Annotated in this window: 11 protein-coding genes; 4 read left to right on the forward strand and 7 right to left on the reverse strand. The window is 63.7% G+C overall.

Annotation, left to right across the window (positions count from 1 at the left end; genetic code table 11):
• Window positions 1–235: 235 nt before the first annotated feature.
• The gene (locus NA29_RS14675; RefSeq protein ID WP_052253270.1) at window positions 236–1054 is read right to left on the reverse strand and encodes an RNA methyltransferase; all 819 of its coding nucleotides are present in this window, start codon (window positions 1052–1054) and stop codon (window positions 236–238) included.
• Window positions 1055–1476: 422 nt separating this feature from the next.
• On the opposite strand from NA29_RS14675, the gene NA29_RS14680 reads away from it, so the two are divergent.
• Window positions 1477–2340: an inositol monophosphatase family protein gene (locus NA29_RS14680; RefSeq protein WP_039399138.1), complete on the forward strand. Its 864-nt coding sequence runs from the start codon at window positions 1477–1479 to the stop codon at window positions 2338–2340.
• Between the two features lie 138 nt (window positions 2341–2478).
• Here NA29_RS14680 and gltX read toward each other — a convergent pair whose 3' ends face one another.
• From gltX to ssuE, 6 genes are all read right to left on the reverse strand, one after another.
• Window positions 2479–3870, reverse strand: a complete 1392-nt coding sequence (gene gltX / locus NA29_RS14685; RefSeq protein ID WP_039403596.1) for a glutamate--tRNA ligase — start codon at window positions 3868–3870, stop codon at window positions 2479–2481.
• Window positions 3871–4099: 229 nt separating this feature from the next.
• Window positions 4100–4315 (reverse strand): TOBE domain-containing protein, encoded by a 216-nt coding sequence (locus NA29_RS14690; RefSeq protein WP_039399140.1) that lies wholly within the window; start codon window positions 4313–4315, stop codon window positions 4100–4102.
• Window positions 4316–4414: 99 nt separating this feature from the next.
• Window positions 4415–5434 carry an ATP-binding cassette domain-containing protein gene (locus tag NA29_RS14695; RefSeq protein WP_039399142.1) on the reverse strand — a complete coding sequence of 340 codons (1020 nt, stop codon included), beginning with the start codon at window positions 5432–5434 and terminating at the stop codon, window positions 4415–4417.
• Window positions 5431–6285: an aliphatic sulfonate ABC transporter permease SsuC gene (gene ssuC, locus NA29_RS14700; protein WP_052252954.1), complete on the reverse strand. Its 855-nt coding sequence runs from the start codon at window positions 6283–6285 to the stop codon at window positions 5431–5433. Before ssuC ends, NA29_RS14695 begins: the two co-directional genes overlap by 4 nt.
• 70 nt (window positions 6286–6355) lie before the next feature.
• Window positions 6356–7513 (reverse strand): FMNH2-dependent alkanesulfonate monooxygenase, encoded by a 1158-nt coding sequence (gene ssuD / locus NA29_RS14705; protein WP_039399144.1) that lies wholly within the window; start codon window positions 7511–7513, stop codon window positions 6356–6358.
• A 14-nt stretch (window positions 7514–7527) separates the two neighbouring features.
• Window positions 7528–8142 carry an NADPH-dependent FMN reductase gene (gene ssuE, locus NA29_RS14710; protein WP_072633298.1) on the reverse strand — a complete coding sequence of 205 codons (615 nt, stop codon included), beginning with the start codon at window positions 8140–8142 and terminating at the stop codon, window positions 7528–7530.
• A 263-nt stretch (window positions 8143–8405) separates the two neighbouring features.
• Here ssuE and NA29_RS14715 point away from each other — a divergent pair, with 263 nt between their 5' ends.
• From NA29_RS14715 to NA29_RS14725, 3 genes are all read left to right on the forward strand, one after another.
• Entirely contained in the window at window positions 8406–9170 is a 765-nt protein-coding gene (locus NA29_RS14715) for an AraC family transcriptional regulator (protein ID WP_039399146.1), read from the forward strand.
• 163 nt (window positions 9171–9333) lie between these two features.
• Complete coding sequence (locus NA29_RS14720) at window positions 9334–9699, forward strand: tRNA-binding protein (protein ID WP_039399148.1); 366 nt, start codon at window positions 9334–9336, stop codon at window positions 9697–9699.
• Between the two features lie 215 nt (window positions 9700–9914).
• Window positions 9915–11555 (forward strand): phosphoethanolamine transferase, encoded by a 1641-nt coding sequence (locus tag NA29_RS14725; protein WP_224786833.1) that lies wholly within the window; start codon window positions 9915–9917, stop codon window positions 11553–11555.
• Window positions 11556–11600: the final 45 nt, after the last annotated feature.

Here is an 11600-nt window from a genome sequence, read left to right on the forward strand (position 1 = left end):
AAGGAATGCGGCGATGTGCAGTGCGGCGGCCGTGGCGGGCGCGGCGGGTGCGCATTGCGAAGCGGTGACACACGCCGACGAGGCAATGCGTCACGCAGGTCAGCGCAGGGCTAACAACAGTGGACGTGGTAAGGCAGAGAGGCGGCGCAACGCTGGCGCAAACGATTCATATCCGCGAAAGGCGTATAAGCATATGACTGCCGATTGTAGGGCGTTTTCGCGATATTTGCAGCAATCAGCGTCGCACTTTGCGTTCCAGAATGTGCTTCGAGATGCCCCGCAGGATGTTGACCTCCTCGCGCTCCAGATGGCTCTTCGCGAAGAGACGCCGCAATCGCGTCATCAACTTCTTGGGATTGTCCGGGTCGAGAAAATCGAGCTCCACGAGCGCGCGCTCCAGATGCGTGAGCATGCCTTCGACGTCGTCGCGTGTCGCCAGCGCATCATGCGAAGCGGCATCGGTGACCGGTGTCGCCACCGTCACGACCTGTGGCGCGTCACCACGCGCCTGCGCCAGGCACGCCATGCGCATTTCCCAGGCGATCAATTGCACGGCCTGCGAAAGGTTGAGCGAGCTATAGACCGGGTTCGCGGGAATGTGCACGAGCGCGTTGCACCGGTCCACGTCTGCATTCGACAAACCGGTGCGCTCGCTGCCGAACACGAACGCCACGGCCTCTGCCTGCCCCGCGTGTTGCACAGCGATGGCCGCACTCTCGCGCGGCTCGGCGTTCGGGGGCCCGTACTCACGTGAGCGCGCAGAGAGCGCCACAGCCCAGCTCACGCCCTGCAAAGCAGTGACGAGATCGGGCACGATCAGCGTGTTGGCGAGCACGTCGTCGGCACCGCTTGCAAGCGCAATCGCTTCAGGGTCGCGCAGCACGTCTGCCCCCGCACGCGGCGCGGCAAGCACCAGTCGGCCAAACCCCATTGTCTTGATTGCACGCGCGGCCGAGCCGACGTTGCCGGGATGACTCGTCTCGTTGAGGACGAAACGCACCTGATCGAACAACGGCAACGGGGAATGGGGAGCGGACGCAGCAGACTGGGACATGAGACGGAGATGGACGGGAATCGAAATCGGGAACGGGAGCAAGCGCGGAAGCGACAGCGCAGCGCTGGAACCTGCGACGGCGCATAACGGCGCTATTTTGCCTGATTCGGCGCTACGGCGGGCCAACGCCGGACGGTAACGCCGCCGAAATGTCCAGCGAACACCCACCGACAGCGCTGCCGACGACGCATCGGATACGGTAAAAACGGCAAAAAGGGTCAGAACACGCAGGTTCCGAAGCGCACCTGCCGCATTTTTGCTAAAATACGCGTTTTCGCCCCTGCAAACGAGCCGCCACATAGTGCGCGGCGCTTGTCGGGGCATCGCTCTTGCTCAATTTGTTCGCTTTGTCTGCCACGCTTGCCGACCGGCCCAATGGGGGTCGCGCGTTACGCCAGCGATGGCCTTAACAGGAATCTGTCATGCAGCATCCCATGCTCAATATCGCGGTGAAGGCCGCGCGCCGCGCCGGCACCATCATCAGCCGAGCCTCCCTCGATATCGATACCGTCAAGGTCAGCAAGAAGCAGCACAACGACTTCGTGACGGAAGTGGACAAAGCGGCAGAGCAAGCGATCATCAGCGTCCTCCTCGAAGCCTATCCCGACCACGCCATCCTCGCCGAAGAATCGGGCGAAGAGCACGGCAATTCCGACTCGGAATTCCAGTGGATCATCGATCCGCTCGACGGCACCACCAACTTCATCCACGGCCTGCCCTACTACTGCACGTCGATTGCCCTCGCGCACAAGGGTGTCGTCTCGCAAGCCGTGATCTACGATCCGACTCGCAACGAACTGTTCACCGCCTCGCGCGGTCGCGGTGCGTTCCTCGACGGCAAGCGTATTCGCGTCTCGCGCCGCGATCGTCTGGCCGACGGTCTGATCGGCACGGGATTCCCGTTCCGTGATCTGCAAGGCGTGGAAAACTACCTGAAGATGTTCGGCACGATGACCGAGCATTGCGCCGGCATCCGTCGCCCGGGCGCCGCCGCGCTGGATCTGGCCAACGTCGCCGCTGGCCGCATGGACGGTTTCTTCGAGCAAGGCCTGAACCCGTGGGACATGGCCGCAGGCAGCCTGCTGATCACCGAAGCCGGTGGTCTGGTCGGCAACTACACGGGCGAATCGGACTTCCTGTTCGAGGGCGAAATCCTCGCAGGCAACCCGAAGATCTACGCACAGATGGTCAAGCTGCTCGAGGGTTATTCGCTCACGAAGCGCCCGGCCCCGTCAGCTAAGTCGGGGACGCTCTCCGTCTCGGTGGAAGGTAGCTCGCAGGCGTAAGCACCTGCAAAGTATCAGGGACGCAGCACTCGCGGCGTCTCCAGTAAAAAACCCCGGCGATGCTCACGCATCTCGGGGTTTTTTGTTTCCGGCGCCGCCGTAGCTGCGCCGGAATCTCTTGCGTTGACGTCGAATCGGTCAGGCGGCCAGACGCGCCAGCACGGCGTCGCGGCCCAGCAGTTCGAGCACGGCGTCGATGGCTGGCGTGTGCGTGGTGCCCACGACAAGCAGACGCACCGGCATCGCGAGTTGCGGCATCTTCATGCCGTGCTGCGCGAGCGTCGCCTTGAACGCCGGTGAAATGGCTTCTTTCTTCCATTCGGTCAGCGCGGCCAACGCAGCCGCCAGATCTTTCACGGCAGCGCGTGCGGCATCGGTCATATGTTGCGTCATGTCTTCAGCCGACGGAGCGGGTGCGCGGTAGAACATCTCGGCGCTCGCTGCGATGTCCTTGATCGTGTTGGCGCGATCCTTGAACAAACCGACGACACCGGCCAGCGACGGGCCACCCTCGATCGACACGCCCGCCTTTTGCAGGAACGGCTCGGTCAGCCCGGCCAGACGGTCGTTGTCCGCCTGCTTCAGGTACTGGTTGTTCAGCCACAGAAGCTTTTCCGGGTTGTGCTGTGCGGGCGACTTGCCAAGATGTTCCAGATCGAACCACGCCACGAACTGCTCGCGCGAGAACACTTCCGCGTCGCCGTGCGCCCAGCCCAGACGCGCCAGATAGTTCACCACGGCTTCCGGCAGGTAGCCTTCTTCGCGGTACTGCACGACGCTCATCGCACCGTTGCGCTTCGACATCTTCTCGCCCTGGTCGTTGAGCACCGTGGGCAAGTGCGCATACACAGGCCACTTCTTGCCCAGCGCTTCGAAGATGTTGATCTGACGCGGCGTGTTGTTCACGTGGTCGTCGCCACGAATCACGTGCGTGATGTCCATGTCGATGTCGTCGACGACCACGCAGAAGTTATACGTCGGGGTGCCGTCGGGGCGCGCGATCACCAGATCGTCGAGTTCTTCGTTCGAGATTTCGATGCGGCCCTTGACCGCGTCTTCCCACACGACGCTGCCGGTCAGCGGGTTCTTGAAGCGCAGCACCGGCTGCACACCGGCCGGCGGCTCGGGCAATACCTTGCCCGGCTCCGGACGCCAGCGGCCGTCGTAACGCGGCTTCTCACCACGCACGCGTTGCTGCTCACGCAGTTCGTCGAGTTCTTCCATGCTCATGTAGCACGGATAGACGTGACCGCCCGCCTTCAGTTGCTCCAGCACTTCACGATAGCGATCCATGCGCTGCATCTGATAGAACGGACCTTCGTCGTAATCGAGGCCGAGCCATTCCATGCCTTCCAGAATGACGTCCACGGCCTGCTGCGAGGAGCGCTCAAGGTCGGTGTCTTCGATGCGCAACACGAACGCGCCGTTGTTGTGACGCGCGAAGGCCCACGGATAGAGAGCGGAACGGATGTTGCCCAGATGGATGAAACCGGTCGGGCTAGGCGCAAAGCGGGTGCGGACAGTGGTCATGGTTTGGCTTCGATGCATCGCGTCGGCGACAAACAAAAACGCCCGCAGCGGAGGGATTCGCGCAGGCGGGTCGCCAACATTTGGAAGCCGTCATTATATCAGCCGAGTGCGTGCATTCGCGGCACAGTCCGAGACGGGACTCGGAATTTCCTGCAACCTGCATCGGACGTCGCCCCCGCGCGCACCCGATGCAGGCCCACTCCACAGGAAAAGCGGGACGGACAGCCCGTCAAAGCTTCGCGAGCGATACCTCGGTGGCCTTGACCAGTGCCACGACCTCGGAACCGATATCCAGACGCAGTTCGTCGATCGAGCGCGTGGTGATGACCGACGTGACGATGCCGCTCGGCGTCTCGACGTCCACTTCCGAAAGCACCGGGCCGCGCAGAATCTCGCGAATACGGCCCTTGAACTGGTTGCGCACGTTGATGGCGGTGATACCCATGATGAACTCCTGTGTTCGAAAAGATGTGACCGGGTAATCGGTCAGAAATGCGTTGCGAAGCGAGTTATGAAGCGAGTTGTGAAGCGCGTTGAGATGCGGTTAGATGGCCCACCGCACCGCGGCCGCGGGCCACAACGGCTCGCCGACCGGCACATGCGACGACGGCGCGACCTCGGTTTGCAGCACACGCGCCAGCACCTGTGCTTCGAGTCCCGCAAATTCGGCACTGCCGCGCGCTCGCGGACGTGCCAGCGACACCGTCTGATCGAGCCCCAGTTGCCCCTGTTCGATGAGCACGACACGATCGGCCAGCGCTACCGCCTCCTGCACGTCGTGCGTGACGAGCAGCGCCGTGAATCCGTGTGCGCGCCACAGGCGCTCGATCAGCGCATGCATTTCGATGCGAGTGAGCGCGTCGAGCGCACCGAGCGGCTCATCGAGCAGCAACAGATCGGGCTGATGCACCAGCGCACGCGCCAGCGCCACCCGCTGACGCTGACCGCCGGAGAGTTGACTCGGCCAGTCGTCGGCGCGCTCGGCCAGCCCCACTTCGCGCAGTACGTCGAGTGCCTTCGCATGCGAAGACTTCGGCAAACCGATGGCGACGTTCTCCAGCACGGTGCGCCACGGCAGCAGACGCGCGTCCTGGAACATGATGCGCGTGGCCACCTTGCCTGAGGCATCGCCCAGCGCGTGCCCGTCGAGCGTGATGCGCCCGGCGTCAGGCGTCTCCAGACCGGCGATCAGACGCAGCAGCGTGGATTTGCCGCAACCGCTACGCCCCACGATGGCCGCAAATCCACCGCGCGGAATCGTCAGCGAGAAGTCCGACAGCACCGAACGTGCGCCGTAGCGCTTACCAACGGCGTCGACACGCAACCCGCCGGAAGTAGCGTCCGCTAATGCTTGCGCGTCACTCGCCGGATGCACTACTTTAAGATTCGTCCCCACCGCGCCACGCTGCGCAGCCACGTTCGCCCCGAGCGGCAAGCGCGTGCCGAACGGATCGACCTGCGGATCGAGCGAGAGTCGGTGTGTATTGCCGGTGGCGCACTGCTCGGCCGTCCATTCGGCTTCGATGTCTGCACCCGCGACCGGTGCCAGTTGTTGTGCGCTCATGCGGCGGCTCCTCGTTGAAAGGCCGGATGCCAGCGCAACCAGCGAAATTCCAGCTCCTTGGCCAGCACGTCGGCCAGCTTGCCCAGCAGCGCGTACAGCAGAATCCCCACGAGCACGATGTCCGTTTGCAGGAACTCGCGAGCGTTCATCGTCAGATAGCCGATGCCCGATTGCGCCGAGATGGTTTCCGCCACGATCAGCGTCACCCACATCAGGCCGAGCGAAAAGCGCACGCCCACCAGAATCGACGGCAACGCTCCAGGCAGAATCACGTCGCGATACAGCGCCCAGCCGCGCAAACCGTAGCTGCGCGCCATCTCAACCAGCGCCGGATCGACGGCACGAATGCCCGCATACGTATTGAGATACATCGGAAAGAACACCCCGATGGAGACGAGGAACAGCTTCGCTTTCTCGTCGATGCCGAACCACAGAATCACCAGCGGAATCAGCGCCAGGTGCGGGATGTTGCGCAGCATCTGGAACGACGAGTCGAGCGCCGTTTCCGCCACACGCGACAGTCCCGTCAGCATGCCCAGCAGCAGCCCGAGACCGCCGCCGATGAGAAAACCGATAACGGCGCGCCCGGTCGACACACCGATGTCGCGCCAGATCTGCCCCGTGATCGCGAGTTGCCACGCGGCTTCCACAACGGCGGACGGCGCGGGCAGCACCCGCGTCGACAGCCAGCCCTGCTCTGCGGCAAGTTGCCAGAGCGCGACGAGCACGACAGGCACGGCCCACGGCGCAAGGCGGCGAGCGGCACTGCGTGCGTAGCGTTGCAACGCGCCGGGTGCCGCAGCACCGGTGGCGGCGTCGGTCGACGAAGTCGTCAGCGTAGATTGGGTCATGCGAATTTCCCCCGGGGCATCGTGGCCCCGATTCCGTTCAATCCAATGAAGTCGATGTGGCGTGCGCGAATCAGCTTTGCGAGGCCTGCGGCACGATGTTGTTGGCCATCACTTCGCCAATCGGCCCGGACAACGGACCGTGACCGTTCCCAAGCTTCTCGCGCACCTCGCGCGGCAGATGCGGGAACACCAGTTCGGCAAAGCGATACGCTTCTTCGAGGTGCGGATAGCCCGACAGAATGAACGTGTCGATCCCAAGATCTGCGTATTCGCGCAAACGCTGGGCCACCGTCGGGCCATCGCCCACGAGTGCCGTGCCAGCGCCGCCGCGCACGAGTCCCACACCGGCCCACAGGTTCGGTGCGACCACGAGCTTGTCGCGGCGTCCGCCATGCAACGCAGCCATGCGTCGCTGTCCTTCCGAATCCATCTTCGCAAACTGTGTCTGCACGCGCGCGATGGTCTCGTCGTCGAGCTTGCTGATGAGCGAGTCGGCGGCGCGCCACGCTTCGTCTTCCGTCTCGCGCACGATCACGTGCAAGCGCAGACCGAAGCGCAACGTGCGCCCGAGTTTGGCGGCGCGCGCACGCACGTCCGCGATTTTCTCGGCAACGTCGGCCAGCGGTTCGCCCCACGTCAGATAGACGTCGAGCTGCTCGGCCGCAATCTGACGCGCTGCCTCCGAAGACCCACCGAAATAGAGCGGCGGATGCGGCCTCTGCACCGGCGGATACAGCAGCTTCGCACCCTTCGCGCGCAGATGCTCGCCATCGAAATCCACGCTCTCGCCGCGATGCGACTTCTCCAGAATCGAACGCCAGATGCGCAGGAATTCGTCCGTCACTTCGTAGCGCTGCGCGTGGTCGGCAAAGAAGCCGTCGCCTTCGAGTTCACCGGCGTCGCCGCCCGTCACAACGTTGATCAATAGCCTGCCGCCCGAGAGGCGATCGAACGTCGCCGCCATGCGTGCGGTGAGCCCAGGCGATGCGATGCCGGGGCGAATGGCGACGAGAAACTTCAGGTGACGCGTCGCGCCGATCAGGCTCGACGCCGTCACCCATGCGTCTTCGCAGGAACGCCCCGTGGGCAGCAGGACGCCTTCGTAACCCAGGGTGTCGACCGCGCTGGCGATCTGTCGCGCGTAGTCGAAATCGAACACGCGCCCGCCGTCGGACGTGCCGAGATAACGGGCGTCGCCATGCGTCGGAATAAACCAGAAGACTTGCATACGGACTCCGGCGCTCAGGCAGCGAGCGTCGCGCCCACGGCGCGCGCACTGCGTGCATTCCGGATGCCTTCGGCGACCTTACCCGGCCACTGACGGATCACCTCGCGCTCGTGCAGCCATTGCGAGAGCTGATCGACGGTCGCGCCCAGACGCTCCGCGATGGCGGCGTCGAGCGTTGCGCCCTCCTCCTTCGGTACTTGCAGATCGACGGCAAACACACCGCGCAGAATGTGCTGCGCACCGAGCGCCGAAAGCACGGGCTTGAGCGCATAGTCGAGCGCGAGCAGATGCGCGGGGCTGCCGCCGGTCGCGAACGGAGCGACGAGTTTGTCCGCGAGGCCGTCTTGCGGCAGCACGTCGAGGAAGGCCTTCAGCAAGCCGCTATAAGCCGCCTTGTAGACGGGCGTGGCGACGACAACCGCCTGCGCCCCGGCCACCTGGGCGAGCGCATGACGCAGATCGTCGTGCGAGGTATCGGCGGCGAGCAGCGCTGCGGGCGAGAGTGCACGGATATCGATGCGGCGGACCTCGATGCCAGCCGAAGCCAGATCGGATTCGACGAAGCGCAGCAACCGGGCACTGCGTGAGGCGGCCGATGGGCTGCCGGAGATCGTGACGGCGTATGTCATACTTCCCTGCCAAAGACGGGCCGCGGCCCTGTGGAATCGAAGCGCACCGCAGACACGTGGGCGATGCCCGCAATGCCCGCGACGCAGACCGCAGGCGTCGATGAGTACGCGCCGTCGGCCACTGGTGAACCAGTGTAGCGAGGCGTCCCGCGTGCCCGAACCAATCAATCCGGGAAAGCTTTGCGCGTTTTTTCATAACCTGAAGTCATGCACCTTCGCCGCCTTATTCCATCTGGCGGTGATAATCGCACCACCTCATTGCCATGTCCGCCCCGATCCTCGAACTTCGCGAGTACCGTCCCACCGATAGCACCGACACACACGACTTCCATCAGGTCGTGATCGGGCTGTCCGGACGCATGTCGCTCTCGCTCGACGGTGTCGCCACCCAGCACGGCCGCGTGGGTGCGCGCAACGGCGTGGTCATTCCTGCGGGCGTACGGCACGGCTATCGGGGCGACGGGCCGAACCGGCAAATCGTGCTGGACGTCCCTGCCGCGATTGCCAACGCCACCGGCACGGCACGCGCCTTCTCGCGCGAAGCGTTCTTCGCGCTGGATGCAGGACTGCTGGCGCTGGTCCATCGGGTGAACGCCAGCGTTGGTGACGGACATCCGCTCGATGCCGACGACCCCGTCGTGCGAGAATGGCTCGCCGCGCTCGCGCCCCGGCTGGCACCGGCACGTCATGCCTCGCGCACTGTGCGGCTGGATTTATCGCAAGTCGACGCGCGTTTGCAAGCCGACCTTGCCACACCGCTCGACACCGCTACGCTCGCGCGGGAGGCGGGCATGAGCGTGCGGCATTTCCACGACTGCTTCGTGGCGATGACCGGCGAGACGCCTCACCGGCATCTCATGCGCCTGCGGCTCGCCCGCGCTGCGTCGCTGCTGCTCGATGAAGACGCACCGCTCGCCGACATCGCGCTGGACGTCGGCTTCAACGATCAAAGCGCCCTCACGCATGCCTTTCGTCAGCATTACGGCCTGACGCCCGCCGCCTGGCGACGCGCCCGGACCGCCAACTGACTGCCGCCTCAAGCCCCTAGCCCCTAGCCCCTAGCCCCTAAAGCCCTTACAGACCCTATTGGCCTTCTGCCGACGCTGTCTGCCGGATTTCACAAGCCATTGCCCCGCACGTCGCGTTACGCTCCTCTGTTCTTTCCCCATCGCATTGCGAACGGAGCAGCAAATGACGGATTCCGAGCACAAGACCGAGACCCCGAACACCATCGAATGGCAGGACTTCGAGAAGATCGAGCTGCGTGTGGGCACGATCGTATCGGCACGCGTCAATGAAAAAGCGAAAAAGCCCGCATACGTGCTGGAAGTCGATCTGGGTGAGTTGGGCGTGAAGACATCGAGCGCGCAGATCACAGTGCACTACACGCCGCAGGCCCTCGTCGGTCGACAGGTACTGTGCGTGTGCAACTTCGGGCCGAAGCGCATCGCGGGCGTCGTGTCCGAGGTGCTGGTGACAGGCTTTGCCGACGCCGACGGGGCCATCGTCCTGGCTGGTGTTGAGCGCAAAGTGCCCAACGGCGCCCGTTTGCACTGAGCCTCAACGACCTTCGCCGCAACAAGTTCCTGAGTCATTTCTGAATACCGAACGGCATTCGTCCCAAAAATAACGTCCCCACGACACCAAATTCGCGAACTGCGGTCGAAGCTGCGATCCAATTGCTGCCGTGCTCGGTCGGGCCACCCAAGGCTCCCGTGGCAGCAATCGACAGACACGCCCTGACGTGTCGGCAGCTTTGGGGGATGACCATCTTGAAATCACTGTTTTATCGCCTCGGACTCGGGCTCGGCGGACTCGCCCTGTTCTGGGTGCTCGGCATGCTCAGCGCGAACGAATTCGGCAAGAGTGCGGCGATCATGGCAACGGCCTTGCCGGGACTCGGTGGCCTGTGCCTTCTGCTGCGTGCGAGACCTGCGTGGCTCAGCGCCACCACGCTGGGCGTCATCGCCGTGTTCTTTCTCGACGCAGCAACCAAAGGATTCCTGCGCGATTATTTCGGTCTGCGTCCGAATCATCTGCTTGTGTTGCAGGCGGTGTTCAACACCAATCCGGCCGAGACGGGCGAGTTCTTTCGCCATAACTGGCGCGACGTGGCCGAAGCCAGCGCGGTCTTCACGATTTTGATGACGGCAGTGGTCGTACTTGAGCGCCGCCTGCCGCGCGCGGCGGCTCACCGTCCGCTGCGACGCCGCAGCAAGGTTGCCGTGGCCACGCTCTTCACTGGCTTCGTCGCGCTGCATCTGAACCCGACGATGGCCAAGGAAAATCCAATCCTCTACTGGCCCCTTCGTTACCTCGACTACAAGGGCCAGTTGGCGCACGCCGACGAATTGCAGCGTCAGCTCGAGCGCAATATGGCGCAGCGCGCCGACTGGCAAGTGCAGTATCGCGGACCAGCGCAAAAAACGGTGGTGTGGGTGATTGGCGAGAGTTCGAACCGCAACAACATGTCGCTCTACGGCTACGCACGCAACACCACGCCGATGCTCGACACGATGCGCGACGACCTCATCGTGTTCCGCGATGTCGTGTCCTCGGAACCGGCGACAATGGCTTCGCTCATGAAGATGCTCACGCCCGCACACCTCGACGACCCCGACGCCTGGACGAGCAAACCCGACCTCGTGATGCTCGCCAAAGAGGCCGGATTCCGCACGTACTGGATCTCGAATCAGATGCCCAACGACGGTTGGCTAGGGCTAGTCGCCAACCGTGCAGACGAGCGAGTCTTCATCAACAAGGGCGCCGGACGCGGCGAGAACAACTTTGACGGCAATTTGCTGCCAGACTTCGAAGCGGCGCTGGCGAGCGAAGCACCACGCAAGCTCATCGTCGTGCATTTGCTGGGCGCGCACCCGACCTACGATATGCGCTACCCCGACGAGTTCGCACGTTTCGACAATACCGACGACAGCGTGATGGCCACGCTTGAAGCGCAGGGGCGCTCGCTCTGGGTGCGTCATGCGCGCAACGACTACGACAACGCTATCGCCTACAACGACTTTGTCGTCTCCAGTCTGATTCGCAAGACGATGGCCGCGACCGGATCGTCGGACGCGAGTCTGCTGTTCAGCTCGGATCACGCGCAAGAGGTCGGTCACACGCGCAATCACTCGGGCCAGTCGGTGGCCGACGCCTCCGGTTACGAGATTCCGATGCTGGTCTGGTCGCGCAACGCCGTCGATGCGAAAGCACGCCTGGCGTTGGAGCAGCGACCGTACCAGACCGACCGTCTGGACCACACGATGCTCGGCCTGCTCGATATCGACACGCCGTACTACAACGCGTCGCACGACATACTGAGCGATGCATTCGTGCCCACGCCCCGCCGCATCAACGGCCGTGCGTATGTGCCATCAGGGCAAGCAGCCTTATCGGCCGACGCGGGCTAACGGCGGGGAACGTCAATTCGTCAATTCAACAGCAAGAACCGGAGC

Origin of the sequence: Pandoraea sputorum, assembly GCF_000814845.2 — a bacterium.
GTDB lineage: Bacteria > Pseudomonadota > Gammaproteobacteria > Burkholderiales > Burkholderiaceae > Pandoraea > Pandoraea sputorum.

Excerpts from the sequence above, each read along its gene's own strand:
- NA29_RS14675 (WP_052253270.1), bottom strand. The coding sequence starts at position 1,054 with ATGTCCCAGTCTGCTGCGTCCGCTCCCCATTCCCCGTTGCCGTTGTTC.
- NA29_RS14680 (WP_039399138.1), top strand. The coding sequence starts at position 1,477 with ATGCAGCATCCCATGCTCAATATCGCGGTGAAGGCCGCGCGCCGCGCC.
- gltX (WP_039403596.1), bottom strand. The coding sequence starts at position 3,870 with ATGACCACTGTCCGCACCCGCTTTGCGCCTAGCCCGACCGGTTTCATC.
- NA29_RS14690 (WP_039399140.1), bottom strand. The coding sequence starts at position 4,315 with ATGGGTATCACCGCCATCAACGTGCGCAACCAGTTCAAGGGCCGTATT.
- NA29_RS14695 (WP_039399142.1), bottom strand. The coding sequence starts at position 5,434 with ATGAGCGCACAACAACTGGCACCGGTCGCGGGTGCAGACATCGAAGCC.
- ssuC (WP_052252954.1), bottom strand. The coding sequence starts at position 6,285 with ATGACCCAATCTACGCTGACGACTTCGTCGACCGACGCCGCCACCGGT.
- ssuD (WP_039399144.1), bottom strand. The coding sequence starts at position 7,513 with ATGCAAGTCTTCTGGTTTATTCCGACGCATGGCGACGCCCGTTATCTC.
- ssuE (WP_072633298.1), bottom strand. The coding sequence starts at position 8,142 with ATGACATACGCCGTCACGATCTCCGGCAGCCCATCGGCCGCCTCACGC.
- NA29_RS14715 (WP_039399146.1), top strand. The coding sequence starts at position 8,406 with ATGTCCGCCCCGATCCTCGAACTTCGCGAGTACCGTCCCACCGATAGC.
- NA29_RS14720 (WP_039399148.1), top strand. The coding sequence starts at position 9,334 with ATGACGGATTCCGAGCACAAGACCGAGACCCCGAACACCATCGAATGG.